This window comes from Variovorax sp. J31P207, from assembly GCF_030316965.1.
Lineage (GTDB): Bacteria > Pseudomonadota > Gammaproteobacteria > Burkholderiales > Burkholderiaceae_C > Variovorax > Variovorax ginsengisoli_B.
In genome coordinates this window covers 458,848-484,060 of record NZ_JASZYN010000007.1, presented here as the reverse complement: position 1 = coordinate 484,060, position 25,213 = coordinate 458,848, and the positions used below count along the sequence as shown (strand labels likewise).

The following is a 25,213-nucleotide window of genomic DNA, read 5'->3' as shown; positions in this document are numbered from 1 at the left end:
CAGCCGACGCCGACGCTAGCCGCCGCTGTCGAGCGAGAAGGTGGCGTTGCGGTCCTGCGCCAGCCGCTCGGCCATCTGCGGCAGGGCCGCCGCCAGCAGCGGCTTCAGCGTGTAGGGCGGATTGATCAGGAACATGCCGCTGGCTGGCAGGCCCGGCCGGTGCGTGGCACCGGTCGCATCGGTCGTGATCTTGCTCGACTTGACCGTCAGCGTGGCGTGCAGCCAGGACTTCCCGGCCTTGGTGGCCATCGTCTTGAGCCGGCGCGGCAGGTCGTGCGCTTCCGGCCGCGGGATGATCGGATACCAGACCGCATAGGTGCCGGTGGCGAAGCGCTTGAGCGCCTCGCCCACGAAGTCGAGCACCCGGGCGTAGTCGCTCTTGATCTCGTAGCTGGGGTCGCACAGCACCAGTGCCCGCCGCGAGGGCGGCGGCAGGAACTTGGTGGCGCTGCCGAAGCCGTCGTCGCGCAGCACCGTGATCTGGCGGCCGGCCTCGAGCTGGGCGATGTTGGCGTCGAGCGTCCGGGCATCGGTCGGGTGCAGCTCGAACAGCTTGAGCTTGTCGTGCTCGCGCAGCAGGTGATGGACGATGAACGGCGATCCCGGGTAGATCTTGGCGCCGCCCTTGGGATTGAAGTCGCCCACCACCTCGAGGTAGCGGGCGAGGGCGTCGGCCAGCGGGGCGTCGGGTGCGGCCTTGGCGCCCTTCGGTGGCGCCGGCTTGGCGCCGCCGCCGACCAGCCGCAGCACGCCGTCGGCGGCCTCTCCGCTGGTGCCGGCGTAGTCGCCGTCGAGCCGGTAGAGGCCGGCGCCGGCGTGGGTGTCGACCACCGTGAGGGCTGTGTCTTTCTCGAGCAGGTGTTCGAGCGTGGCAATCAGGACCGTGTGCTTGAGCACGTCGGCGTGGTTGCCGGCATGGAAGGCGTGGCGGTAACTGAACATGAGGAATAGTGCCTGGAAGATGATCGGGACGTCGCTAGACTCTCGCGCTGTAACATTAAATTACAAGGATCGAGGATGCGAGGAGCTGGATGGCGATTCTGGGGCCTGTGCGCATGCGCCGGCGTCCTCTCTATTTTGACCGGCTGTGCGTCGGTCACGCACGGTACCACCCAGTCGCTCAAGGTCGAGACCCTGACGTCCGACGGCAAGGCCATCGAGGGCGCCGAGTGCCGGCTGTCGAACGACAAGGGCGATGCACTCACGCAGTCCGGCCAGAGCGTGCTGGTGCGGCGTTCCGGCGCCAACCTGAAGGTCGAATGCACCCAGGCCGGGCTGCCGCCGGCGACCGGCCAGGCGGTGTCGCGGGTCAACGCCGGGATGGTCGGCAACATCGTGGTCGGCGGTGTGATCGGCGCCGCGATCGATGTCGGCAGCGGCGCCGGCTACAACTATCCGAGCTGGATGCAGCTCGTGTTCGGCGAGGAGCGCAGCTACGACCGCAGCGTGCAGCAGGGCGACCAGCCGGTCGCCGGCGTGGCGCTGGGCGTGACGCGGCTGGTGGCGCCTGCGCCGGTGCCTGTTGCTGCCGCGCCGGCGAAGGTCGCGGTGGCCGAAGTCGTGGCGCCAGCCCCCGCGGCACCCCCGCCGGCCCGCGTGGTCGCGGCAGCCGCGCCGCCGCCCGATCCGACGCCCGAGGCAGCGCCGAAGCCGGCCTCCCGCGTCTCGCTCGACGATCTCGGCGCCCTGCTGCCGGCCCGGAAGTGAGCCGCGCCATGACCCTCTCATGCATCGGCCGCACGGCGGCCTTCCTGGCCGGCGCCTTGGTCGCCTCGGGCGCCTTCGCGCTCGAGCCCGATGTGCTGTTCGCGCGGGTGTCGCCCGCTGTCTGGACCGTCCGCACCCTCGACGCGCAGGAGCGCCCGCTGCGCACCGGCAGTGCCGTGGTGATCGCACCGGGCCGCCTGGTGACTGCCTGCCACGTGCTCGCGAAGGCCGCCAGCTTCGTGATCCGGCAGGACAACGTGACCTACGGCGCGACGCTCGAACACCCGGACGTCGAGCGCGACCTGTGCCAGATCCGGGTCGCCAATTTCAATGCCGCGCCGGTGCCGCTGGCGCCGGCCGGGGCGGGGCGGGTGGGCCAGAAGGCCTACCTGGCCGGCAGTCCGCGCGGCGTCGAGAACACGCTGGGCGAGACCATGCTCACCGGCCTGCGTGGCGAGGACGGCGACGACCGGCAGCTGCAGCTGGCCGCGGTGCTCGCCGCGGGAGCTAGCGGCGGCGGCCTGTTCGACGCCGAAGGCCGCCTGCTGGGCATCACCAGCGCCGCCGGCCGCGACCCTGGCGCGCCCGGTTTCGCCGTGCCCGCCGATTTCGTGCCCGAAATTCCGGCCCGCGCCCAGGCCGCGCTGGCCCAGCGGCCGCGGGGGGACGTCCGAACCGCCGCGGCCGGCACCGCGCCGGCGAACGCCCTCACGGCGCCCCTGCGGCCCGGCGACGGGCTCGAATTCCAGCGCGTCGACCGCCTGACCGGCAACCGGTCGACCGTGGTCTACCGGGTCGATCGGGTCACGGGCGACGAGGTGATCTTCAACATGGGCGGGCGGGTCGAGAAGACCGACGGCCGGGTGGTCTCGGTCGCCTCGCCGGCCGGCGGCACCTACGACGCCTCGTCGCCGCCCGGCGGCTGGGGGCGCAAGGACCTCAAGCCCGGGATGCGCTGGCACCTGGACTACGTGGCGGTCACGGGCGAGAAATGGCGCCATGAACTCGATGCCACGGTGGTCGCCGAACGGACGATGCGCGTCGACGGCGTGGACCTGAACGTGGTCCAGATCGACTACGCAGGCTGGATCTACGCTTCCTACGGCACCGGCGCTTCGCCTGTCGGCACGCCCTTCAGGGCTTCGGCCTGGTATGCGCGCGACCTGGGCCGGGTGGTGCGTTTCGAGGCCGAGCACCGGCGCGGCAACGCGAGCAGCTCGAACGAATCCCTCGAACTGGTGCACGTGCTCCGATAGGGCCAGAGCCAGGGCCCAAGGGCCGGATTTGCCCTCCAGGCCCGATTCTTCATATAATGGAGGGCTTCGCAGCGCTTTTGTGGCCCCGCGGCGGAGGACAACCACCACCTAAGAGATTCCCGCAAGAGGAACGCCGACCGTGGAAAAGGGCCCGCCAAACCCTCTTCAAAAGAGAAAACTCATGACCAAAACGTTCAGCGCCAAGCCCGCTGACGTGACGCACGAGTGGTTTGTGATTGACGCGACCGACAAGGTCCTCGGACGAGTAGCCAGCGAAGTTGCTCTCCGTTTGCGCGGCAAACACAAGGCCATTTACACGCCTCACGTCGACACCGGTGACTTCATCGTCATCATCAACGCATCGCAACTCCGCGTGACCGGCGCCAAGCCGATCGACAAGGTGTACTACCGTCACTCGGGCTACCCGGGCGGTATCACGGCGACGAACTTCCGCGACATGCAAGCCAAGCACCCGGGCCGCGCCCTGGAAAAGGCCGTCAAGGGCATGCTGCCCAAGGGCCCGCTCGGCTACGCGATGATCAAGAAACTCAAGGTGTACGGTGGTGCAGAGCACCCGCATACCGCCCAACAGCCCAAAGTGCTGGAACTGTAAGGAGCCTTGAGAATGATTGGTGAATGGAACAATGGCACCGGCCGTCGCAAATCGAGCGTCGCCCGTGTGTTCATCAAGAAGGGCACCGGCAAGATCACGGTCAATGGCAAGGACATCCAGGCTTATTTCGGCCGGGAAACCTCCATCATGATCGCGAAGCAGCCGCTGTTCCTGACGAACAACGTCGAAACCTTCGACATCATGATCAACGTCGCCGGCGGCGGTGAATCGGGTCAGGCCGGCGCGGCGCGCCACGGCATCACCCGCGCGCTGATCGACTACGACGCGACGCTCAAGCCGGTGCTGAGCCAGGCTGGCTTCGTGACGCGCGATGCGCGTGAAGTCGAGCGTAAGAAGGTCGGCCTGCATTCCGCACGCCGCCGCAAGCAGTTCTCCAAGCGCTAAGGCGTTTGGGCTTACCGCTCGCAATGTCAAGAAACCGCCTTCGGGCGGTTTTTTGTTGATTGAAGTAGCATTGGTCGATCGGCCGCGAAGTTCGGCCCCACAGGAGTCCCCTCACAATGAGCGCCGTTGCAGAAACCATCCAGACCCCGGCCATGATGCCCGAGCCGATCGTCTTCACCGACAGCGCGGCCGCCAAGGTCGCCGACCTGATCGCCGAAGAAGGCAATCCCGACCTCAAGCTGCGCGTGTTCGTGCAGGGCGGCGGCTGCTCCGGCTTCCAGTACGGCTTCACCTTCGACGAGATCACCAACGAAGACGACACCACCATGACCAAGAACGGTGTCTCGCTGCTGATCGACGCCATGAGCTACCAGTACCTGGTCGGCGCCGAGATCGACTACAAGGAAGACCTGCAGGGCGCCCAGTTCGTGATCAAGAACCCGAACGCGACCAGCACCTGCGGCTGCGGCTCGAGCTTCTCGGCCTGACGTGCCGGCGCATCGCCGCCCGTGAAGAAGCCGCCTTCGGGCGGCTTTTTGCTGCCTGCCCATTTCCCTGATCGATGACTTCCCCCGAATCCCCGCGCAAGAGCCTGCTGTGGCTGGTGGCCGTCGGCTTCTTCATGCAGACGCTGGATGCCACCATCATCAACACCGCACTGCCGGCGATGGCCGCCAGCCTCGGCGAGAGCCCGCTGCGGATGCAGTCGGTGGTGGTGGCCTATGCGCTCACGATGGCGATGCTGATCCCCGCCTCGGGCTGGATCGCCGACCGCTTCGGCACCCGGCGGGTCTTCTTCTCGGCCATCGTGCTGTTCGTGATCGGCTCGGTGCTGTGCGCGCTGTCGCGCGGCATCGGCCAGCTGGTGGCGGCGCGGGTGGTGCAGGGCATGGGCGGGGCGCTGCTGCTGCCGGTCGGCCGGCTGGCGCTGCTGCGCTCGGTGCCGCGGGCCGAGTTCCTGGCGGCGATGAGCTTCGTCGCCATCCCGGGCCTCATCGGCCCGCTCCTGGGGCCGACCCTGGGCGGCTGGCTGGTGCAGTACGCCTCCTGGCACTGGATCTTCCTCATCAACGTGCCGGTGGGCCTGGCCGGCTGCGTCGCCACGCTCTACTTCATGCCCGACCTGCGGGCCGCGCTGCAGCGGCGCTTCGACGGCGTGGGCTATGCGATGCTGGCCTTCGGCATGGTGACGGTCTCGCTGGCAATCGACGGCGTGTCGGGCCTCGGGCTGCACGGCGTCGGCGTGGTGGTGCTGATGATCTTCGGCTTCGCCAGCATCACGGCCTACTGGCTGCACGCGCAGCGGCGGCCCGACCCGTTGTTCGAGCCGGCGCTGTTCGGCATCCCGACCCTGAGCATCGGGCTGCTGGGCAACCTGTTCTCGCGCCTGGGCAGCGGCTGCATGCCCTTCCTGGTGCCGCTGCTGCTGCAGGTGTCGATGAACTACTCGCCGCTGAAGGCCGGGCTCATGATGCTGCCGATCGCGCTCGCCGGCATGGCGATGAAGCGCTTCGCAACGCCGCTGATCCTGCGCTGGGGCTATCGCCGCGTGCTGGTGGTCAACACCGCGCTGGTGGGCCTGACGATGGCCAGTTTCGGGCTGGCCACGCCCGACCAGCCGGCGGTGCTGCAGCTCGCGCAGCTGCTTGTGTTCGGCGCCGTCAATTCGCTGCAGTTCACGGCCATGAACACGATCACTCTCAAGGACCTGGACGGCAGCATGGCCAGCAGCGGCAACACGCTGCTGTCGATGGTCCAGATGCTGGCCATGAGCATGGGCGTGGCGGCCGCCAGCGCGGTGCTGGGCGGCTACACCGAGGTGTTCGGCAGCGCCACCCCGCTGGCCACCCTGCATGCCTTCGAGGCCACCTTCGCGAGCATGGGACTGGTCACGCTGGCTTCGGCCCTGATCTTCTGGCACTTGCCGCCCGAAGCCCGGGCGGTGCAGCCGGCCCAGCCCGAGGTCTCGGGCCAGGGCTGATCAGGCGGGGTAGATGCCGCCCAGCGACCGCGGGCCGCGGGCGCCGGTGACGCTGGCGAGGTTGCCGGCTTCACCGTTCAGGGTGGCGCGCGCCAGCCAGGCGAAGGCCGCGGCCTCGACCTCCTGCGGCGGCAGTCCGCGCTCGGCGGACGACACCACCTCGACCGCCGGCAGCAAGGCGCGCAGCCGGGCCAGCAGGTGCTGGTTCAGCGCGCCGCCACCGCAGACGATCAGGGTCCGGCTGTCGGCGCCATGGCGCTGCAGATGCGCCGCGCAGGTGCTCGCGGTGAGCTCGGTCAGGGTCGCCTGCACGTCGGCCGGCGTCGCCTCGGAGGTGCCGAGGTGCGAGGCCAGCCAGTTCGGATGGAACAGGTCGCGCCCGGTGCTCTTCGGCGGCTGCTTGGCGAAATAGGGTTCGGCCAGCAGTCGGGCCAGCAGTTCCGGCAGCACCCGGCCGCTGGCGGCCCACTGGCCGCCGGCGTCGAAGGGCTGGCCGATGTGGGTCTGGCACCAGTGGTCGATCAACGCGTTGCCCGGACCGCAATCGAAGCCCAGCACGGTGCCTTCGCCGGCCGGCAACAGGCTCAGGTTGGAGATGCCGCCGATGTTCAGCACCGCCACCGCCTGGTCGGGCCGGGCGAACAGGGCCCGGTGGAAGCCAGGCACCAGGGGCGCCCCCTGGCCGCCCGCCGCCAGGTCGCGGCTGCGGAAGTCGGCCACCACCCGGATGCCGGTGAGCTCGGCCAGCAGCGATGGGTTGTTGATCTGCAGCGTGTAGCCGACCTCGTCGAACTCGCCCGGGCGGTGGCGGACGGTCTGGCCGTGGGCGCCGATGGCGGCAATGGCGTCGGGCGCCAGGCCGGCGTCTTCGAGCAGCTGCTGCGCCACCTGCGCGTAGACCCGGGCCAGGCCGTTGCCGGCCAGGGCGGCGCGGTGCAGTTCGTTGTTGCCGGGGGTGTTGAGCGCCATCAGCTCGGTGCGCAGCCCCACCGGGAAGGGCGCCGTCGCATAGCCCTGGACGGCGATGCCGTCGTCCGAGAGATCCGCCAGGACGCCGTCGACGCCGTCCAGCGAAGTGCCCGACATCAGGCCGATGAAGAATTCAGCCATGGGGCGGTCAGGCGGAGGATGAGGCCGCGCGGCCGGCCGTCAGTCGGCGCTGGCCTGGACGACCGAGAAGGCCGCCGACAGCTCGGTGCGCGTGGCGAGCGCCAGCCGCTCGAAGGCGGGGCGGTTGGCCGCGGTGATGGGCGCGCCGCCGTCCTGCTGGGCGATCGTGGCCGGGTCGTGGTACTCGCCATTGACCCGGAACTCGAAATGCAGGTGCGGACCGGTGGCCCAGCCGGTGGAGCCGACGGCGCCGAGCGTCTGGCTCTGGCTGACGCTCTGGCCGACCTTGACATCGACCCGGCTCAGGTGGGCGTAGGCGGTTTCCTGGTTGTTGTGGTGCTTCAGGATGACGATGTTGCCGTAGCCGTTCTGGGTGCCGGCGAACTCGACCGTGCCGTCGCCGACCGCGCGCACCGGGGTGCCGGTGGGGGCGGCGAAGTCGATGCCGTGGTGCTGGCGCCAGCTGTTGAGGATCGGGTGCAGGCGCATCGCGAAACCGCTGGTCACGCGCGAGAACTCGACCGGCGAGCTCAGGTAGGCGCGCCGCAGGCTGTCGCCGTTGGGGCGGTAGTAGCCGCCCTTCTGGCCGGGCTCCTGGTACCACAGCGCCTGGTAGAGCTTGCCGTTGCTCTCGAACTCGGCCGACAGCACGCGGCCGGTGCGCAAGGTCTGGCCGTCGGCGTCGAGCGTCTCGTAGACCACGGCGAAGCGGTCGCCCTTGCGCAGTGAGCGGAAATCGACATCGCCCGAGAAGACGTCGGCCAGCTGGCTGGCGACCGGATCGGGGATGCGGGCGTCGTCGGTGGCGGCGAACAGCGAGGTCCGGACGACGCCGCTGGCCAACCGGGTGCCAGGCGTCAGGGCATCGGTCTCGGTGCGGGCACGGAAGCCGGTCGGGGTTTTTTCGACCACCAGGCGCTTGAAGCCGCCGTCGCCATCGGGCATCCAGCGGGCGCTGAGCTTCTTCAGGGCGTTTTCCTGGGTCGCCTCGGCGGTCACGGTGCGGCCGGGACGGCTCAACAGCGCGGCCCGGGCGTCGGCGTTGCCGCGCACGAAGGCGGCGGCCGCCGGGTCGGCCAGGCCGAGGCGCTGCAGCAGGGCCTCGGCGGTATCGCTCGAGCGCGTGATTTCAGTGCGGAACAGCGTGAAGCTGTGGGCGTCGAGCGCCTCGATCTGGTCGGCGAAGGAGGTGGACGGCGCAACGGCCTCGAACACCTGCTTGACCGGGATCTCGGCCGCGTCGGGGCCGAGCGAGGCGACAGCGAAGGCACCGCCACCAGCGGACAGCAGCAACGCGGCGATCGCAGCCGTGATCTGCTTCGGGTATGTCCGAAATGTGTGAGCCACGCGCGAAGCAATCAGCTCCTCGGCGGCAAGAATGCCGTTGATCAAACTTCGAATTCCAGCTCAGGTTCTGCAAATCCGTACTGCGAGGGCCGTGTCGGACGGGCGGCAGGACGGTGCGTTCACAGCGCCGCTTAGAATCCGGCGCTTGGAAAAGTCGGGCTGAGTATAGCTTCGGCCATAGAGAAAACAGCCAAAGAGCCCCATGAACCCCGGTTTTGTTACATCCACAAGTCTGTCTGAAGTTGTAGGACAGGCCCTCGAAATTTCACTCCGTGGGACTGACGAGCTGCTCCCCCAAGACGAGTGGGTGCGCAAGCTCCAGCGCTCCGAAGCGACCGGGGCGCCGCTGCGGATCAAGCTGGGCCTCGACCCGACCGCGCCGGACATCCATATCGGCCACACCGTGGTGCTCAACAAGATGCGCCAGCTGCAGGACCTGGGCCATACGGTGATTTTCCTGATCGGCGACTTCACCACCACCATCGGCGATCCGTCGGGGCGCAACAGCACCCGGCCGCCCCTGACCCGCGAGCAGATCGAGGCCAACGCGCAAACCTACTACAAACAGGCAAGTCTCGTACTCGACCCCTCGAAGACCGAGATCCGTTACAACTCCGAGTGGAGCGATCCGCTGGGCGCCCGCGGGATGATCCAGCTCGCCGCCAAGTACACGGTGGCGCGGATGATGGAGCGCGACGACTTCAACAAGCGCTTCAAGGCCGGGCAATCGATCTCGGTGCACGAGTTCCTCTACCCGCTGATGCAGGGCTACGACTCGGTGGCGCTCAAGTCCGACCTCGAACTGGGCGGCACCGACCAGAAGTTCAACCTGCTCGTCGGCCGACATCTCCAGCAGGAATACGGCCAAGAGCCGCAGTGCATACTCACTATGCCGCTGCTGGAAGGGCTCGACGGCGTCGAGAAGATGTCGAAGAGCAAGAACAACTACATCGGCATCAGCGAGGCGCCGAACACCATGTTCGCCAAGGTGCTGTCGATCTCCGACACCTTGATGTGGCGCTGGTACACCCTGCTGAGCTTCAAGTCGCTGGCCGAGATCGCGGCCCTCAAGGCCGAGGTCGAGGCCGGGCGCAACCCGAAGGACGCCAAGGTCGCGCTGGCCAAGGAGATCACCGCGCGCTTCCACAGCGCCGCGGCGGCCGAGGCGGCCGAGCAGGACTTCATCAACCGCAGCAAGGGCGGCGTGCCCGACGAGATTCCGGAAGTCGCGCTGGGCGGCGCCCCCCTGGGCATCGCCCAGTTGCTCAAGCAGGCCGGCCTGGCGCCCTCGACCTCCGAAGGCAACCGCCTGATCGACGGCGGCGGGGTCCGGGTCGACTCGGCGGTGGTCAGCGACAAGGCGCTGAAGCTGCCCCAGGGCACCTACGTCGTCCAGGTGGGCAAGCGCAAGTTCGCCAAGGTGACCCTGAGCTGAGCCGCCAGGGCCCGTGCGGGGCTACCGGACTTCGATGGTCACGCGGCGGTTGCGCGGCTCGGCGACCTCGTCGGCCGTGCGCACCGCCAGGTCGCGCTCGCCGCGGCCCACGGCCTCGATCCGGACCGGCGGGAAGTCCCGGGCGATGAACAGCTGCCGGATTTCCAGCGCGCGGGTCAGCGACAGGTTGTCGTTGCGTGCCTGCGTGCCGACCGTGTCGGTGTGGCCCGTGACCACGATCTCGCCGCCGCTGCGCGCCAGGGCCGCCGCCAGGGCCTCGTTCATGGTGACTTGCGAGGCGGCCGTGAGCACGGTGCCGCCGACTTCGAAGTAGACGGTGAAGTTTTGTGCGGGCGGCGGCATCAGTTCGAACAGCGTCTTGTTCTGCTGCTTGACACGCTCGGGGTCGGCCTTGTCGACGTTCGGCGCCCCGTGGGCGCCCAGCTTGGCCGTCGCCCGCTCGTAGGGCTGCGACAGCGTTTCCGCGCCGTCCTCGGTGCTGACCACCACCGCGGACGGTTTGCCGTCGGCCTGGGGCAGCAGCACGACACGGGTGGTCGGCGGGGTGGAGCAGGCGGCGAGCAGGGCGGATGCCAGGAGGGTGACAAGCAGACAGAGGGAGCGAGGCGTCACGGCTGCGAATCCGCCTCGACGATGAAGTCGGTGCCGCGAATGCCGATGACCGCGCTTTGTGTCTCGACGCGCACGGCATCGGGATGGGTCTTGCCGATCAGGCCGGTGACCATGCGCAGCGTGCCGCGCAGCAGCGAGACCACCATGCCGCCGTCCTGGGTGGTCGAGTCGAAATGGAACTGCTTCAGGTCCAGCCTGGAGGACGGGCCGACCACCAGGGTCGTGCCGTCGCGCAGCACCACGCTGGCGCCGGAGTCGGCGCCGGTCTGCAGGCGGTCGATCGGCGCCACGGCGTCTCCGGCCATCGCGGCCCGCGCCTTGGCGCTGCCGCTGAGCAGCTGGACATCGCCGCGGACCGACTTGACGATGCCGGCGCGTTCCTCGGCGGCCGAGGGTTTGGACGTCTCGGCCGCGAGGGCGTTGCCGGCATGGATGATCAGGGCGCCGACGCCGGCCAGGGCGAGGACGAGGCCCCGCAGGACCTGGTTCGATTTCTTGTTCACAGGAGCTCCGCAACGATTCTGGGCGTTGCGGTCGATGGTACGCGAGGGGCGGACCGACCCCGATAATCCACCAGCGCGGCCTGCCCGGCCATTGCGCCTTTGTCCGCACTTTGCATTGTTGTTACCTTTTATCCCTTGAAATTCGCTTCGCTGACTCCCGCCCGGCTGCTGCGCGTCTCGATCGTGGTCGCCCTGGTCACGATCGTGCTGAAGGGCGCGGCCGGCTACATCACCAACTCCATGGGGCTGATCTCGGACGCCATGGAATCGTTCGTGAACCTGGCGAGCGCAACCTTCGCGCTGGCGATGGTCACGGTCGCGTCCCGCCCGGCGGACGACGAGCATCCGTACGGCCACCACAAGGCCGAGTACTTCTCCTCGGGATTCGAAGGGATCCTGATCATCGGCGCGGCGATCGCCATCATCTGGGTGGCGGTGCTGCGGCTGCTCTCGCCGCAGCCGCTCGAGCAGCTCGGCTGGGGGCTGGGGCTGTCGATCATCAGCTCGGCCTTCAACGGGTGGCTGGCCTTCGTGATGTTCAAGGCCGCGCGCGTGCATCGCTCGATCGCGCTCGAATCCGACGCGCGTCACCTGGTCACCGACGTCTGGACTTCGGCGGCGGTGGTGGTCGGCATCGTGGCGGTCCACCTGACCGGCTGGCTCTGGCTCGACCCGGTGCTGGCCATCGGCGTGGCGCTGAACATCGTGCGCGAAGGCCTGTCGCTGGTCTGGCGCTCGTCGCAGGGCCTGATGGACGAGGCGATCGAGCCCGAGTCGCTGGCCTTGCTGCAAGCCACGCTCGAACGTTTCGCGACCGGCGTGCCAGAGGGCGCGCAACTGCGCTTCGACGACATCGTCACCCGCCGGGCCGGCCAGCGGCGCTTCGCCGACCTCCACATGCACGTGCCGGGTGCCTGGTCGCTGGAGCGCGCCGCCGGCCTGCGCGACGGCCTGGAGCAGGCGCTGATCGACGCGCTGCCGGGCCTGCGCGTGACCATCCAGCTGCTGCCGCTGGGCATGGAGGCACGCGCCACGCCGAGGGCCGAGACGCTGTGAAGGCGCTGCTGCAACGCGTCGGCAGCGCGCGGGTCGACATCGCCGGGCGCACCGTGGGCGCGATCGATGCGGGGTTGCTGGTGCTGCTGTGCGCCGAGCGCGGCGACACCGATGCGGTGGCCGACCGGCTGCTGGCGAAGATCCTGAAGCTGCGCATCTTCGCGGACGACGCCGGCAAGATGAACCGCAGCGTTCAGGACGTCGGCGGCGGCCTGCTGGTGGTGAGCCAGTTCACGCTGGCGGCCGACGTCAGCGGCGGCAACCGGCCGAGCTTCACGCAGGCGGCGGCGCCTGATGAAGGGCGGCGGCTGTACGAGTACTTCGTGGGCCGGGCGCGCGATGCGCATCCGGTGGTGGCGACGGGGGAATTCGGCGCCGACATGCAGGTGCAGCTGGTGAACGATGGGCCGGTGACGATTCCACTGCAGATGCAGTAGTCAGCGCCGGGGCCGCGCGTCAGCTCAGTAGGGGTTGCGAATTCCGAGCCCCGCGAGGACCTCGATCTCGCGCGCCTCCATCTCCTCGGCATCGGCCTCGCCGGTCTCGTGGTCCCAGCCCTGCGCATGCAGCGTGCCGTGCACCAGCAGGTGGGCGTAGTGCGCGGCCAGCGTCTTGCGCTGCTCCTTCGCCTCGCGTGCGACGACCGGCGCGCACAGCACCAGGTCGGCCATCACGACCGGGGATTGCGCGTAATCGAAGGTCAGCACGTTGGTGGCGTAGTCCTTGCCGCGAAACTCGCGGTTGAGCTGCTGGCCTTCGTCGGCATCGACGATCCGCACCGTGATCTCGCCGTCGGCATCGAGTGCGTGCCGGATCCAGCGGGCGACGCTGTGGCGAGGCAGGGCGGCGCGATGGCGCTCGACGCCCTTGAAGCGGGCGAACTGGAGCGACAGCGACAGGTCCGGGAGTGCCATGTCAGTGCGCCGCGGTGCGCTTGCGCGCGTTGTCGTAGGCATCGACGATCCGCGCCACCAGCGGATGGCGCACCACGTCGGCGCTCGTGAAGCGCGTGATGGCGATCCCGTTGACGCGCTTGAGCACGCGCTCGGCGTCGATCAGCCCGCTGGGCTGGGTCTTGGGCAGGTCGATCTGGCTGACGTCGCCGGTGACCACCGCCTTGGCGCCGAAGCCGATCCGGGTCAGGAACATCTTCATCTGCTCGACCGTGGTGTTCTGCGCCTCGTCGAGGATCACGAAGGCGTTGTTGAGCGTGCGCCCGCGCATGAAGGCCAGCGGTGCGATCTCGAGCGCATTGCGTTCGAAGGCTTTCTGCACGCGCTCGAAGCCCATCAGGTCGTAGAGGGCGTCATACAGCGGCCGCAGGTAGGGGTCGACCTTTTGCGTCAGGTCGCCGGGCAGGAAGCCGAGCCGCTCGCCGGCCTCGACCGCGGGCCGGGTCAGAACGATGCGCTGCACCGCGCTGCGCTCGAGCGCGTCAACCGCGCAGGCCACCGCCAGGTAGGTCTTGCCGGTGCCCGCGGGGCCGATGCCGAGCGTGATGTCGTGGCTGGCGATGTTCTCGAGGTAGAGCGCCTGGGTCGGGGTGCGGGCGCGCAGGTCGGGGCGCCGCGTGGCGAGCACCGGGGCGTCCTCGTCGTCCATGGAACTGTCGCTGGCCAGCGTGAGTTGCACCACGGCCGGGTCGATCACGCGCTGGGCGATCTCGTAGAGCGCCTGCAGCACTTCCATGGCGCGATGGGCGTTGACCTTGGGGCCGTCGATCTTGAACTGTTCGTGGCGGTGCGCGATCTTGACATCGAGCGCTTCCTCGATGCGCCGCAAGTGCCCGTCGAGCGGGCCGCAGAGGTGGCCCAGGCGCGTGTTGTTGGGCGGGGCGAAGGTGTGTCGCAGAATCACGCGAGTTTCATTTCAAAAGCGAAAAGGGCACCCATGATAGGCAAACTCACCGGCATCCTGGCCGAACGCAATCCGCCGCAGGTGGTGGTGGACTGCAACGGCGTCGGCTATGAGGTCGATGTGCCGATGAGCACCTTCTACAACCTGCCGGGTGCCGGCGAGCGGGTTTCGCTGCTGACGCACTTCGTGGTGCGGGAAGACGCCCAGATCCTCTACGGCTTCGGCACCGCCGAGGAACGGGCTGCCTTCCGGCTGCTGATCAAGATCTCCGGCGTCGGGCCGCGCACCGCCCTGGGCGTGTTGAGCGGCATGAGCGTGGGCGAGCTGTCGCAGGCGATCACGCTGCAGGAGGCCGGCCGGCTGGTGAAGATCCCCGGCATCGGCAAGAAGACCGCCGAGCGGCTGCTGCTCGAGCTCAAGGGCAAGTTGGGCGCCGACATCGCGCTGCCCGCCCATGCCGCGACCGACGCGCAGGCCGACATCCTGCAGGCATTGGTGGCGCTGGGCTACAGCGACAAGGAGGCAGCGGCCTCGCTCAAGGCACTGCCCAAGGACGTGGCGGTGGGCGAGGGCATCAAGCTGGCGCTGCGGGCGCTGGCGAAGTAGCGGCCGGGTTCACCGGCTGTCCTGCAACGCCAGCGCGAGCGCGAACACCACGGTCTGCAGCACCACCACGATGCCGTGGCGCTGCATGGCCAGCCGCGTGCCCAGGACCCGATCGTCCAGCGCCCGCGCGACCTCGCCGCCGCGCCGCAGGCCCAGTTGCTCGAGCGTGTGGTCCAGCACCGGGAGCGAGGCGATCGTGCCCTGGGCCAGGCCCTCGAACAGGGCAGTGTCGACGCGCAGCCGCAGCGCCAGGTAGCGCTCCGGCAGGCCGGCCAGCGCGATCAACGCGAAGGTGGCCCAGGACGCTGCCGGCAGCGAGCGGCCGGTCAGGGCCAGCACCAGGCCGGCGATCAAGGCCAGCGCCAAGCCCCAGACCGCGATCACGCCGCTGGCGCGCAGCAGGCCTGCGGTGGCGGCGCAAAGCGCGCGGTCGTTGTCGTTCATGGGCGAATCGGCCTCCTTTCGCTGGCGCATTCTGCCGCAGCGGGGCCCCGAACAAGCTCTAAACTGCGTCCTCTTCCGATCCGCTCCATGACCATCCAGACCGACGACTTCGCCCCGGCCCCGCAACGCGTGGTGTCGGCCGCACCCGCTTCGCCCAACGAGGAGGCGATCGAGCGCGCGCTGCGGCCCAAGCTGCTCGACGAATACGTCGGCCAGGCCAAGGTGCGCGAGCAGCTGGAGATCTTCATCGGTGCGGCGCGCCATCGGGCCGAGGCGCTCGACCACGTGCTGCTGTTCGGCCCGCCGGGGCTCGGCAAGACCACGCTGTCGCACATCATCGCGGCGGAGCTCGGGGTGAACCTGCGCCAGACCTCGGGCCCGGTGCTCGAGAAGCCCAAGGACCTGGCCGCCTTGCTGACCAACCTCGAGCGCAACGACGTGCTCTTCATCGACGAGATCCACCGGCTGTCGCCGGTGGTCGAGGAAATCCTCTACCCGGCGCTGGAGGACTACCAGATCGACATCATGATCGGCGAGGGCCCGGCGGCGCGCAGCATCAAGCTCGACCTGCAGCCCTTCACCCTGGTCGGCGCCACCACGCGCGCCGGCATGCTGACCAATCCGCTGCGCGACCGCTTCGGCATCGTGGCGCGGCTGGAGTTCTATACGGCGGAAGAACTCGCGCGCATCGTGCGGCGCAGTGCCGGCCTGCTCGGCGTGCCGATGGACGATGAAGGCGGCCTCGAGATCGCGAAGCGCTCGCGCGGCACGCCGCGCATCGCCAACCGCCTGCTGCGACGGGTGCGCGACTATGCGCAGGTGAAGAGCGACGGTCGCATCACCATCGACGTCGCGCACAAGGCGCTGGCGATGCTCGATGTCGACCCGCAGGGCTTCGACCTGATGGACCGCAAGCTGCTCGAAGCCGTGATCCATCGCTTCGATGGCGGACCGGTCGGCCTCGACAACATCGCGGCCAGCATCGGCGAGGAGTCGGGCACGATCGAGGACGTGATCGAGCCTTACCTCATCCAGCAGGGCTACCTGCAGCGCACGCCGCGAGGGCGGATCGCGACGCTGGCGGCGTACCGGCACCTGGGTGTGGCGCCGCCGCAGCGCGATGGGGACATGTTCGGCAGCTGAGCGGGCGCCGCTTCAGCGCGCGCGCACCTTCGCCGCGATCAGCCACTGCGCCGCGTAGTAGGTGGCCAGTACCCACAGCGAAGCCACCGGCAACGGCTGCACGAAGCGGTTGGTGGCCAGCAGCGCATCGCTCAGCATGAACAGGCAGGCGCCCAGCGCCACCTGCCGCGCCCCGGCATCGCCGAGCACGGCCGCGCGGCCGAGCGCCTGCGCCGCCATGCAGGCGATCACCACCACGTACAGGCCGACCGGGATCCGCAGGCCGGCCGGCAGCCCGCCCCACCACAGGAAGGCGTACATCGAGACGCCCACCGCCAGCGTGGCGGCCAGCGCCCGACGGCGCGGAAAGAGCCCCACGCCTTCAGCGAACAGTGCGATGTAGGCCAGGTGCGCCAGCAGGAAGGCGACCAGGCCGGGAATGAAAAGCGTCGGCCACATCAACAGGACGTCGCCGGCCAGCGAGGCCGCCAGCCCCGTGAGCAGCAGCAGGACGAAGCGCCCCGGCATGGCGTCGCTGCGCGCACGCAGGCCGGCGAAGACGATCAGGATCGCGAGCGCCAGCGGCTTGGCGACGACATGCAGGCCGGCGATGCCGAGCGCGCCGCTCGCGGTCGCCAGCGCGGCGGCATCGACGAACAGCGCGCCGATCACCGGCAGCCGGCCCTGCAGCACGGCGCCCGTGGCCCAGAGCCCGGCGGTCAGCGCAGCGAGCCAGACCAGCGAGGTGGTGAAGGCGAGCGTGTCCGAGAACCACAGGAAGGCGGTGGCGCCGCCCAGCAGCGCGATGAACTGCAGCGCCGCGAAGGCCTGCACGCCGCGCGAGGCCGGCGGCTCGTAGCGCTGCACGCCGGCGATGTCGAAAGGCGGCTTCGGATCGATCGCCGCCAGGTCGGCCGGCCGCCAGCCGGGCGGCTTGAACCACAGCCGCAGCTTGTCGCTCCAGTGCCGGGTGCGCCAGCTGTCGCGCGCCAGCGATGCATAGACCTCGGCGTTGGCCCACAGCGGGTCCCAGCTGCGCAGCGGGTTGCGGGTGCCGTACACGCAGCGCTCGCCTTCTTCCTGGAAGCTGCCGAAGAGGCGGTCCCAGACGATCAGCACGCCGCCGTAGTTGCGGTCGACGTAGCGGTCGTTGACTGCGTGGTGCACGCGGTGGTTCGACGGCGAGCAGAACCAGCGGTCGAACCAGCCCAGCTTGCCGACCTGCTCGGTATGGACCCAGAACTGGTAGAGCAGGTCGACCAGCGCGACCACCCCGAAGACCAGCGGCGGCACGCCGGCGATCGCCATCGGCAGGTAGAAGATCCAGCCGAACAGCGCGCCGCTGGAGGTCTGGCGCAAGGCCGTCGACAGGTTGTAGTGCTGGCTCTGGTGATGCACCACGTGCGCCGCCCACAGCACGGCGCTCTCGTGGCCGAAGCGGTGCAGCCAGTAGTAGCAGAAGTCGTAGAAGACCAGCGCCAGCAGCCACCCGTACCAGCGGGTCCAGAAGTCGGTGTCGGGGAACAGTGCGAAGGCCGACCAGATGGCGGTGTAGATGCCGATGCGCAGCAGCCCGGTGAGGGCGGCGCTGATCTGGCTCAGCATGCCGAGGCCGATGCTGTTGAGCGTGTCGGGCAGGCGGTAGGTGTCCTGGCCGCTGCCGCGCCGCGCGCGCATCCGGCCGACGAAGAACTCGATGCCGATGAGCAGGAAGAAGAACGGTGTCGCGAGAACGATGATCTGGCCGGGTCGCATGAGCGGGATTCTCGGTCGCAATCCCACTGTCACAACCCCAGGCTTCCCCTGTCATGCGGGCGTCACCGCGGCGCCTCCGGCGCGTCACGGGCGGCTGCGATCGTGTCCGTCCATGCAACGCGACGACGCTTTCCTTCGCGCATGGCGCGACACGACCGGCCCGGCCGGTGGCACCACCGATGACGAAGAAGTCACGCGGCCGCCACAGATCTACCGAACCCTCTGGATCTCCGACCTGCACCTGGGCACCCCGGGCTGCCAGGCGCGGGCGCTGCTCGACTTCCTGAAGCACACGGAGTGTGAGACGCTGTTCCTGGTCGGCGACATCATCGACGGCTGGCAGCTGCGACGCCACTGGTACTGGCCGCAGGCGCACAACGACGTGATCCAGAAGCTGCTGCGCAAGGCCCGCAAGGGCACGCGCGTGATCTTCATCCCGGGCAACCACGACGAGTTCGCGCGCAAGTACCTGCAGCACAACTTCGGCGGCATCGACGTCGCGGAGGAGTGGATCCACGAGACCGCCGACGGCCGCAAGCTGTGGGTCATGCATGGCGACCTGTTCGACGGCGTGATCCAGTGCGCCAAGTGGCTGGCCCATGTCGGCGATTCGCTCTACGAGTTCACGCTGAAGCTGAACCGGCACCTCAACTCGCTGCGTGCGCGCATGGGGCTGCCTTACTGGTCCTTGTCGAAGTACCTGAAGCTGAAGGTCAAGCGCGCGGTCAGCTACGTCGGCGACTTCGAGAGCGCGGTGGCGCGAGAGGCCCGCCGGCGCGGCGTGCAGGGCGTGGTCTGCGGCCACATCCACCACGCGGAATTGCGCGACATCGACGGCATCCTCTATGCCAACGACGGCGACTGGGTCGAGAGCCTGACGGCGCTGGCCGAGCATGCCGACGGGTCGCTCGAGATCCTGCACTGGGCCAGCCAGTTGCCGACGCGGTCGGGCTTCGGGGCGGCGGCTTCGCGGCGCGCGGCGGTGCCCGCATGACGGCGATGTCCGGCGCGCGAACCGTCGACCTCGTCTACTTCAATGCCGGCGGCGGCCATCGCGCTTCGGCGCTGGCGCTGGAAGCGGCTATCGCGCGCGCTGGGCTGCCATGGACCGTGCGGCGGGTCAACCTGCGCGAGGTGCTGGACCCGAAGGACAGCTTCCGCAAGCTGACCGGCATGGACCCCGAGGACGTCTACAACAAGCGGCTGGCGCGCGGCTGGACGCTCGGCCTGGCGCAGGAGCTCAAGCTGCTCCAGGGCATGATCCGCTGGGGCCACGCGCCGCTGCTGCGGCAGCTGCAGCAGCACTGGCTGGCGACCGAGCCCGACATGGTCGTGTCGCTGATCCCGAACTTCAATCGCGCGCTGTGCGAGTCGCTGGGCTCGACCTTGCCGGGCGTTCCCTACGTGACCGTGCTGACCGACCTGGCCGACCATCCGCCGCATTTCTGGATCGAGCAGGGGCTGGACCAGCACCTGGTGTGCGGCTCGGCCAAGGCGGTGCAGCAGGCCCGCGCGGCCGGCTATGCGGACGCCCGGATCCATGCCAGCTCGGGCATGCTGATGCGGGCGGCGTTCCACGAGCCGCCCCGGGTCGACCGGGCGGTCGAGCGGGGGCGACTCGGCCTCGACGCCGACCGGCCGACCGGCATGGTGCTGTTCGGCGGCCAGGGCTCGAAGGCCATGCTCGGGATCGCGAAACGCCTGCCCGAGACCCCGCTCATCCTCGCCTGCGGCCACAACGCGGCGCTGGCGCGAGCCCTGCGCGCGCTGCCGGCGCGGGCGCCTCGGCTGGTGCTGGAGTTCACACCCGACATCGCGCACTACATGCGGCTGGCCGATTTCTTCATCGGCAAGCCGGGCCCGGGCTGCCTGAGCGAGGCGGTGCAGATGCAATTGCCGGTGATCGTGGTGCGCAACCGCTGGACGCTGCCGCAGGAACGCTACAACGCCCAGTGGGTGCGCGAGCAGGGGGTCGGGCTGGTCTGCAGCAGCTTCGCCAAGGTCGACCAGGCGGTCGACGCGCTGACCGGACAGCTGGACCGCTACCAGGCGGCGACGCGCAAGGTGCGCAACCGGGCGATGTTCGAACTGCCGGGGATCCTGGAGGGCATCCTGGCGCGGGCCGAGGCGCTGAATGAAGAAAGCCTGCTATCGGTGGGATAGCAGGCTTTCCGGGAGTGGTGGCTCTTCACGGACTCGAACCGCGGACCTGTGGATTATGATTCCATCGCTCTAACCGACTGAGCTAAAGAGCCGAGCCCAGGATTATAGCCTTTTCCGCGGCGTGTCGATCCAGCCCTCCAAAGTTTTATGAGCGGCGGCGATTTCGCAGGTCGCAGCGCATCAGGTCAAAATCCGCCGATGCCTTCGCCCGCCGCGATTCCCGACCCCTTCGACGCCCTGAGCGACGACCAGTTGATGCTGGCCTACGCCGGCGGCAACGTCCACGCCTTCGACGCCCTCTACGAGCGCCATGAGAGCGCGTTGTTCCGCTTCGTGCGCCGCCTGCTGGGCCTGCGGCTGGCGGCCGAGGTGGGGGAGGTGTTCGAGGAGACCTGGTCGCGCATCGTGTCGGCGCGGGACAGTTTTTCGCCCAAGCAGTCGAACTGGCGTGTCTGGGCCTTCACGATCGCCTATCGCATGGCGAACGAGCGGCTGCGGGTCAGCGGCCGCGAGGTCGCGTTCTACGCCCATGACGAGGACGGCGATGGCCTGGACGCGGCGCAGCTCTTCAGCCGCGGCCTGCTGCGCGACGGCGCCGCCGCCGCTGCTGCCAACGATGCCGCGCAGCCGTCGCCGGAGGAGATCGCCTTCTGGCAGGCGGCCGGGCGGCGCCTGCTCGCCTGCCTCGACGAACTGCCGGACGACCAGCGCGCCGCCTTCCTGCTGCACCAGGAGGAGGGCTTCACGCTGGAGGCGATGGCCGCCACCCTCGACATCGGCGCCGAGACCGTTCGCGGCCACCAGGGCCGCGCCTTGAAGAAATTGCGCGGCTGCATGGAGCGCTATCTTTCCGTATGGGTGCCCCACGCATGAGTGCCGCCAACGACGCGCCCGACGATCTGCGTGACGACCGCCTGCGCAAGGCGCTGCGCCACGCGCCCGACCAGAATGCGGCGCCCGACTGGCGGCTGCGCAAGGCGATCCTGCGCGAAGCCCACGATGCCGTCGGCGCGACCGACCCGGCCACCGACGCAGCCGAACTGGAGCGTGCCGCCCGCCCGTGGTGGCAATCGGAAGGGCGCGGTCGGCGCGGCAAACGATGGGGCGCGGTCTTCGCCATCGCCCTGGCGGCGCTCGTCGCGGGCGTGCTCTGGCAGCGCCCGCCGCCCGGTCCACGGCTCGATGCCGAGATCGCGAAAGATGCGCCCCTGGCTGCGCCACCGAAGCCGCCAGCGCCAGCATCTGCAGCCGCAGACGGGCCGGTCGCCTCGCTGTTGCCGTCGCTGGAGCCGATCCCCATGCCACCACCGCCACCTCCAGCGCCACCACCACCGGCAGCCACTGCGCCGCAGCGAACGCCGCCGCCGGCCCGGGCCGCGCCCCCAGTCGCCATGCCGCCACCCCCGCGCGGCCCTGTAGCGCTTCCCTCGATCGACGCGCGTGCGCCGGCGCAGGTCGCACCGGGCGTCGCCGCCGCGCTGCCGCCCAATCCGGCCCGCAAGCCGCCGCCCACCGTCCGCACCGACGAGACCGACCCCCCGACCTTCGACGCGCTGGCGACCTGGAGCCGCATCACGATCAGCCGGCGCGGCGGCGAGAGCCGCAGCCTGTCGCGGCCCGAGGCGCGCGAACTCAATGCGCTGCTGGGATCTGCCGCGCTGTCGGCCGTCGGGCCCCGCCCCCTCGCCGGCACGCCCGAGTGGCGGGTCACGCTGGAACGCGGTCCGGACTCGCTGGCCGTGTTCGAGATTTCCGGCGGCCAGGTGCGCTGGCGCGAAGGCCGGGCGCCGCCGGCCACGGGGGCGCCATCGCCGCAAGCGCTGGCGGCGCTGCGCCAGGCGCTGCAGGAGGCCGTGACGGCACCCGAAGCGGCCGCCGCACCGGAGCCGCCGCGCAATCCCTGACGACTATTCGTTCTTGAAGTCGGGCGTGCGCTTGGTCAGGAAGGCGTCCATGCCTTCCTTCTGGTCGGCGGTCGCGAACAGCGCGTGGAACAGCCGGCGTTCGAACATCACGCCGTCCGACAGCCCGCCCTCGAAGGCCCGGTTGACCGATTCCTTGGCCGCCATCACCGCGATCTGCGAGAAGCTGGCGATCGTCAGGGCCGCGCCGAGGGCCTCCTCGGCCAGCTTCTCGTACGGCACGATGCGGCTCACCAGTCCGGCACGCTCGGCCTCGGTGGCGTCCATCATGCGGGCCGTCAGCGCCATGTCCATGGCCTTGGACTTGCCGACCGCGCGCGGCAGCCGCTGGGTGCCGCCGGCCCCGGGAATGACGCCGATCTTGATCTCGGGCTGGCCGAACTTCGCGTTGTCGGCCGCGATGATGAAGTCGCACATCATCGCCAGCTCGCAGCCGCCGCCGAGCGCGAAGCCGCTCACCGCGGCGATCACCGGCTTGCGGATCTGGCGGATGGTCTCCCAGTTGCGCGTGATGTACTCGCCCTTGTAGACATCCTGGAAGCTGTACTTGGCCATCGCCGCGATGTCGGCGCCGGCCGCGAAGGCGCGCTCGCTGCCGGTCAGGATGATGCAGCCGATGGCCGGGTCGGCGTCGAAGGCCTTCAGCGCCTGGCCCAGCTCGGTCATCAGCGCATCGTTGAGGGCGTTCAGCGCCTTCGGGCGGTTCAGCGTGACGATGCCGACCTTCTCGGCCTCGACGCGCACTTCGATGTTTTCGTAGCTCATGGGTGTCTCCTTGAAACGAACAATCTGGGGCGGCCCTGCGGCTACTGCGGATGCAGCCAGGCGGCCATCCGGGCCGGGTCCTGCGCGAACAGGCGCCAGGTCGTGACGCCGCCCGGAAGCGTGAGCGGCAGGCGCAGCAGGCGGCGATCGCGGGCGACCAGGGCCGTCGCCTTGCGCAGCGGCCCGAGGTAGAGCGCGAGGTCGTCGAGCCGCGTCAGGCGCCAGCCCTGGGCCGGCCGGCCCTTGGCCGCCGGCAGCTCGATGCCGATCCATTCGTCGTTGGCCGAGAAGCCGGCCTGTTCGGCGGCGCCGCCGCGCAGCACCACCTTGACCTGGATGCTGCCGCCGCTCTCGGTGACGCGCAGGCCGAGCTCCTGCGCCCGCTGCGCCGGGTCGTCGAGCGCGGCCACGCCATGGGCGCGCAGCAGGTCGGCCAGGGGCAGCTCGTCGGTGGTGTGGACCCAGCGCGCGAGTTCGGCCGCGTACGACCGGCCGCCGACGGTCTCCAGCGCGGCGGCGACATCTGACTCGGCGATCGGACCGCCGTCGGTCTGCTTCCACAGCAGCCGCATCACGTCGTCGAGCGTGCCCTTGCCTTCGGCGCGCAGCGTGAGGTCGAAGCACATGGCGACCAGGGCGCCCTTGGTGTAGTAGCTCACCGTGGTGTTGGGCGTCTGCTCGTCCTGGCGGTAGTACTTGATCCAGGCGTCGAAGCTGGCCTGGGCCACCGACTGCACCAGCCGGCCCGGCGTCTGCAGGACCTGGTTGACCGTCTTGTTGACGAGGCGCAAATAGGTGGCGTCGTCGATGCGTCCGGCGCGGCGCAGCAGCAGGTCGTCGTAGTAGCTGGTGAAACCCTCGAAGAGCCACAGCAGCTCGGTGTAGTTCTCGCGGCCGTAGTCGTAGCGGGCGAACTCGACCGGCCGCAGGCGCTTCACGTTCCAGGTGTGGAAGTACTCGTGGCTGACCAGGCCGAGCAAGGTGGTGTAGCCCTCGGGCTGCTTGCGGGCACCGAGCTGCGGCAGGTCGCGCCGGGTGCAGATCAGCACCGTCGAATGGCGGTGCTCGAGACCGCCGTAGCCGTCGTCGACGGCGTTGAGCATGAACACGTAGCGGTCGTGCGGCGGTTTCGGGCCGCCGCGCTTGCCGACCCTGTCGCCATGCCAGAAGCGCATCTGCGTCTCGCAGATCGCCTGGGTGTCGGCGATCAGCCGCTCGCCGTCGAAGGAGGCCGGGGCGCCGGCGACCACGAAGCGGTGCGGCACGCCGCAGGCCTCGAATTCGGCGCTCCAGAAGGGGCCCATCTCGACCGGGCTGTCGGCCAGTTCATCGAAGTTCGCGGCCAGGTAGCTGCCGAAGCCCTGGCGGTCGACGCGGGTCGGCTGCAAGGCGGTGGCGCAGGACCAGCGCGCGCCGTCGGTGGCGGCGGGCGGCGCCACCACCTCGAGCGCATGCGGCGCGTCGACCTGGTCTTCGACCTGCAGGCACACGCTGGTGGCGTTGAAGAAGCCGCGGTCGGCGTCCAGCCAGGCGGTGCGCACCGAGTTGTCGTAGGCGCAGACCTCGTAGCGCAGCACCAGCGGCTTGCCCGGCGTGCAGTCGACTTCCCAGGCGGCCTTGTCGAGCTGGCGCACGACCAGCTTGCGGCGCCCCTGCTGGGCGCGCAGCTGCTGCAGGTTCTTCGAGAACTCGCGCAGCAGGTAGCTGCCGGGAATCCAGGCCGCGAGCGCCAGGCGCTGCAGCGCGGCCGGCTCGGCGACGGTGAGCGTGATGGCGAACAGATGCGCCTTGCGATCCGCGCACTCGACGCGGCAGTGGACGGCCGGCGTGGCCATCAATTGAGCGCGGCGAGTTGCTTCTCGACCTGCGCGGCGGGGATCGCGCCCGGTGCGCGCGTGCCGTCGCTGAAGATCAGGGTCGGCGTGCCGGTGATGTTGTATTTCTGGCCGAACTCGCGGTTGCGCGTGAGGGCCGTGGTGTCGCATTCGGCGGCCGCCGGCGCGACGCCGCGCTGCATCCAGTCGTCCCACGACTTGGCCTTGTCCTTGGCGCACCAGATGTTGCGCGACTTGACCACCGAGTCGGGTCCGAGCACCGGGTAGAGGAAGAGCTGGATCGTGACGTTGTCGACCTTGGTGAGGTCGCGCTCGAACTGCTTGCAGTAGCCGCAGTTCGGGTCGGCGAACACCGCCAGCCGGCGCTTGCCGTTGCCGCGCACGATCTTGATGGCGTCCTTGGCGGGCAGCTTGTCGAAGGCCACCTGGCTGAGCTTCTCGACGCGTTCTTCGGTGAGGTTCTTGCGTTCCTTGACGTCGATCAGGTTGCCCTGCAGCAGGTAGTTGCCCTGTTCGTCGGTATAGAAGATCTCGAAGCCGTTGACCCGCACCTCGTAGAGGCCGGGGATCGGCGCCTTCGTGACCTCGTCGATCTTGGCGAACTGCGGGATCCGCGCGGCGAGGTTCTTGCGGATCTCGGCCTCGCCGGCGGTGGCGTTCAGCGCCATGCCGAACATCAGGGCCGCCAGGGCGGCGAA

General features: G+C 69.5%; 27 protein-coding genes and 1 tRNA gene. 15 read left to right on the top strand and 13 right to left on the bottom strand.

Features of this window, described 5'->3' with window-relative positions:
- Nucleotides 1-15 precede the first annotated feature (15 nt).
- Complete coding sequence (locus QTI68_RS25400) at nucleotides 16-942, bottom strand: 23S rRNA (adenine(2030)-N(6))-methyltransferase RlmJ (RefSeq protein WP_286525542.1); 927 nt, start codon at nucleotides 940-942, stop codon at nucleotides 16-18.
- A gap of 135 nt (nucleotides 943-1,077) precedes the next feature.
- Here QTI68_RS25400 and QTI68_RS25395 point away from each other — a divergent pair, with 135 nt between their 5' ends.
- The 6 genes from QTI68_RS25395 (at nucleotide 1,078) to mdtD (ending at nucleotide 5,962) form a co-directional block, all read left to right on the top strand.
- Nucleotides 1,078-1,707 (top strand): hypothetical protein, encoded by a 630-nt coding sequence (locus QTI68_RS25395; protein WP_286525541.1) that lies wholly within the window; start codon nucleotides 1,078-1,080, stop codon nucleotides 1,705-1,707.
- A gap of 8 nt (nucleotides 1,708-1,715) precedes the next feature.
- On the top strand, nucleotides 1,716-2,963 hold the full coding sequence (locus QTI68_RS25390; protein ID WP_286525539.1) for a S1 family peptidase: 1,248 nt from the start codon (nucleotides 1,716-1,718) through the stop codon (nucleotides 2,961-2,963).
- A gap of 181 nt (nucleotides 2,964-3,144) precedes the next feature.
- Entirely contained in the window at nucleotides 3,145-3,576 is a 432-nt protein-coding gene (gene rplM, locus QTI68_RS25385; protein ID WP_286370103.1) for a 50S ribosomal protein L13, read from the top strand.
- A gap of 12 nt (nucleotides 3,577-3,588) precedes the next feature.
- Nucleotides 3,589-3,981 (top strand): 30S ribosomal protein S9, encoded by a 393-nt coding sequence (gene rpsI / locus QTI68_RS25380; RefSeq protein WP_183027376.1) that lies wholly within the window; start codon nucleotides 3,589-3,591, stop codon nucleotides 3,979-3,981.
- Between the two features lie 116 nt (nucleotides 3,982-4,097).
- Nucleotides 4,098-4,469, top strand: coding sequence for an iron-sulfur cluster insertion protein ErpA (gene erpA / locus QTI68_RS25375; RefSeq protein WP_286370102.1), 372 nt, complete (start codon nucleotides 4,098-4,100; stop codon nucleotides 4,467-4,469).
- A 74-nt stretch (nucleotides 4,470-4,543) separates the two neighbouring features.
- Complete coding sequence (mdtD, locus tag QTI68_RS25370) at nucleotides 4,544-5,962, top strand: multidrug transporter subunit MdtD (RefSeq protein WP_286525537.1); 1,419 nt, start codon at nucleotides 4,544-4,546, stop codon at nucleotides 5,960-5,962.
- On the opposite strand, the gene QTI68_RS25365 is transcribed toward mdtD, so the two are convergent.
- On the bottom strand, nucleotides 5,963-7,072 hold the full coding sequence (locus tag QTI68_RS25365) for an anhydro-N-acetylmuramic acid kinase (RefSeq protein ID WP_286525536.1): 1,110 nt from the start codon (nucleotides 7,070-7,072) through the stop codon (nucleotides 5,963-5,965).
- A 39-nt stretch (nucleotides 7,073-7,111) separates the two neighbouring features.
- Complete coding sequence (locus tag QTI68_RS25360; protein WP_286525534.1) at nucleotides 7,112-8,464, bottom strand: M23 family metallopeptidase; 1,353 nt, start codon at nucleotides 8,462-8,464, stop codon at nucleotides 7,112-7,114.
- A gap of 157 nt (nucleotides 8,465-8,621) precedes the next feature.
- Here QTI68_RS25360 and tyrS point away from each other — a divergent pair, with 157 nt between their 5' ends.
- Nucleotides 8,622-9,854 carry a tyrosine--tRNA ligase gene (tyrS, locus tag QTI68_RS25355; protein ID WP_286525532.1) on the top strand — a complete coding sequence of 411 codons (1,233 nt, stop codon included), beginning with the start codon at nucleotides 8,622-8,624 and terminating at the stop codon, nucleotides 9,852-9,854.
- A gap of 21 nt (nucleotides 9,855-9,875) precedes the next feature.
- Here the strand turns inward: tyrS and QTI68_RS25350 are convergent, their stop codons facing one another.
- Both QTI68_RS25350 and QTI68_RS25345 read right to left on the bottom strand, forming a co-directional pair.
- On the bottom strand, nucleotides 9,876-10,487 hold the full coding sequence (locus QTI68_RS25350) for an OmpA family protein (protein ID WP_286525530.1): 612 nt from the start codon (nucleotides 10,485-10,487) through the stop codon (nucleotides 9,876-9,878).
- Nucleotides 10,484-10,990 (bottom strand): FecR family protein, encoded by a 507-nt coding sequence (locus QTI68_RS25345; protein WP_286525528.1) that lies wholly within the window; start codon nucleotides 10,988-10,990, stop codon nucleotides 10,484-10,486. Before QTI68_RS25345 ends, QTI68_RS25350 begins: the two co-directional genes overlap by 4 nt.
- Before the next feature lie 135 nt (nucleotides 10,991-11,125).
- Between QTI68_RS25345 and QTI68_RS25340 the strand changes: the two genes are divergently transcribed.
- Both QTI68_RS25340 and dtd read left to right on the top strand, forming a co-directional pair.
- Nucleotides 11,126-12,046 carry a cation diffusion facilitator family transporter gene (locus QTI68_RS25340; protein ID WP_286525527.1) on the top strand — a complete coding sequence of 307 codons (921 nt, stop codon included), beginning with the start codon at nucleotides 11,126-11,128 and terminating at the stop codon, nucleotides 12,044-12,046.
- Nucleotides 12,043-12,483, top strand: coding sequence for a D-aminoacyl-tRNA deacylase (dtd, locus tag QTI68_RS25335; RefSeq protein ID WP_286525525.1), 441 nt, complete (start codon nucleotides 12,043-12,045; stop codon nucleotides 12,481-12,483). The genes QTI68_RS25340 and dtd overlap by 4 nt, the downstream gene beginning before the upstream one ends.
- Before the next feature lie 24 nt (nucleotides 12,484-12,507).
- On the opposite strand, the gene ybeY is transcribed toward dtd, so the two are convergent.
- On the bottom strand, nucleotides 12,508-12,960 hold the full coding sequence (gene ybeY, locus QTI68_RS25330; RefSeq protein ID WP_286525523.1) for an rRNA maturation RNase YbeY: 453 nt from the start codon (nucleotides 12,958-12,960) through the stop codon (nucleotides 12,508-12,510).
- 1 nt (nucleotide 12,961) lies between these two features.
- Nucleotides 12,962-13,903 (bottom strand): PhoH family protein, encoded by a 942-nt coding sequence (locus QTI68_RS25325; RefSeq protein ID WP_286525521.1) that lies wholly within the window; start codon nucleotides 13,901-13,903, stop codon nucleotides 12,962-12,964.
- A gap of 33 nt (nucleotides 13,904-13,936) precedes the next feature.
- On the opposite strand from QTI68_RS25325, the gene ruvA reads away from it, so the two are divergent.
- Entirely contained in the window at nucleotides 13,937-14,509 is a 573-nt protein-coding gene (ruvA, locus tag QTI68_RS25320) for a Holliday junction branch migration protein RuvA (protein ID WP_286525520.1), read from the top strand.
- A 9-nt stretch (nucleotides 14,510-14,518) separates the two neighbouring features.
- Here the strand turns inward: ruvA and QTI68_RS25315 are convergent, their stop codons facing one another.
- Nucleotides 14,519-14,953, bottom strand: coding sequence for a hypothetical protein (locus QTI68_RS25315; protein ID WP_286525517.1), 435 nt, complete (start codon nucleotides 14,951-14,953; stop codon nucleotides 14,519-14,521).
- Between the two features lie 87 nt (nucleotides 14,954-15,040).
- Here QTI68_RS25315 and ruvB point away from each other — a divergent pair, with 87 nt between their 5' ends.
- A complete protein-coding gene (gene ruvB / locus QTI68_RS25310) occupies nucleotides 15,041-16,096 on the top strand; it encodes a Holliday junction branch migration DNA helicase RuvB (RefSeq protein WP_286525515.1) in 1,056 nt (351 codons plus the stop codon).
- A gap of 12 nt (nucleotides 16,097-16,108) precedes the next feature.
- Here the strand turns inward: ruvB and QTI68_RS25305 are convergent, their stop codons facing one another.
- Nucleotides 16,109-17,830, bottom strand: a complete 1,722-nt coding sequence (locus QTI68_RS25305; protein WP_286525514.1) for a lysoplasmalogenase family protein — start codon at nucleotides 17,828-17,830, stop codon at nucleotides 16,109-16,111.
- 112 nt (nucleotides 17,831-17,942) lie between these two features.
- On the opposite strand from QTI68_RS25305, the gene QTI68_RS25300 reads away from it, so the two are divergent.
- A complete protein-coding gene (locus QTI68_RS25300; RefSeq protein ID WP_286525512.1) occupies nucleotides 17,943-18,824 on the top strand; it encodes a UDP-2,3-diacylglucosamine diphosphatase in 882 nt (293 codons plus the stop codon).
- Nucleotides 18,821-19,993 (top strand): glycosyltransferase, encoded by a 1,173-nt coding sequence (locus QTI68_RS25295; RefSeq protein ID WP_286525511.1) that lies wholly within the window; start codon nucleotides 18,821-18,823, stop codon nucleotides 19,991-19,993. The genes QTI68_RS25300 and QTI68_RS25295 overlap by 4 nt, the downstream gene beginning before the upstream one ends.
- Nucleotides 19,994-20,008: 15 nt before the next feature.
- Here QTI68_RS25295 and QTI68_RS25290 read toward each other — a convergent pair.
- Nucleotides 20,009-20,085, bottom strand: a tRNA-Met gene (locus QTI68_RS25290).
- A 106-nt stretch (nucleotides 20,086-20,191) separates the two neighbouring features.
- Between QTI68_RS25290 and QTI68_RS25285 the strand changes: the two genes are divergently transcribed.
- Together QTI68_RS25285 and QTI68_RS25280 are read left to right on the top strand one after the other, a co-directional pair.
- Nucleotides 20,192-20,866, top strand: a complete 675-nt coding sequence (locus QTI68_RS25285) for an RNA polymerase sigma factor (RefSeq protein ID WP_286525510.1) — start codon at nucleotides 20,192-20,194, stop codon at nucleotides 20,864-20,866.
- Nucleotides 20,863-21,897 (top strand): hypothetical protein, encoded by a 1,035-nt coding sequence (locus tag QTI68_RS25280; RefSeq protein WP_286525508.1) that lies wholly within the window; start codon nucleotides 20,863-20,865, stop codon nucleotides 21,895-21,897. The genes QTI68_RS25285 and QTI68_RS25280 overlap by 4 nt, the downstream gene beginning before the upstream one ends.
- A gap of 3 nt (nucleotides 21,898-21,900) precedes the next feature.
- Here QTI68_RS25280 and QTI68_RS25275 read toward each other — a convergent pair whose 3' ends face one another.
- Genes QTI68_RS25275 through QTI68_RS25265 form a run of 3 tightly spaced genes read right to left on the bottom strand, consistent with a single transcriptional unit; the run spans nucleotide 21,901 to nucleotide 25,192 of the window.
- Nucleotides 21,901-22,680, bottom strand: coding sequence for an enoyl-CoA hydratase (locus QTI68_RS25275; protein WP_286525507.1), 780 nt, complete (start codon nucleotides 22,678-22,680; stop codon nucleotides 21,901-21,903).
- A gap of 41 nt (nucleotides 22,681-22,721) precedes the next feature.
- Nucleotides 22,722-24,515, bottom strand: a complete 1,794-nt coding sequence (locus QTI68_RS25270; RefSeq protein ID WP_286525505.1) for a M61 family metallopeptidase — start codon at nucleotides 24,513-24,515, stop codon at nucleotides 22,722-22,724.
- On the bottom strand, nucleotides 24,515-25,192 hold the full coding sequence (locus tag QTI68_RS25265) for a DsbC family protein (protein WP_286525588.1): 678 nt from the start codon (nucleotides 25,190-25,192) through the stop codon (nucleotides 24,515-24,517). The genes QTI68_RS25270 and QTI68_RS25265 overlap by 1 nt, the downstream gene beginning before the upstream one ends.
- Nucleotides 25,193-25,213: the final 21 nt, after the last annotated feature.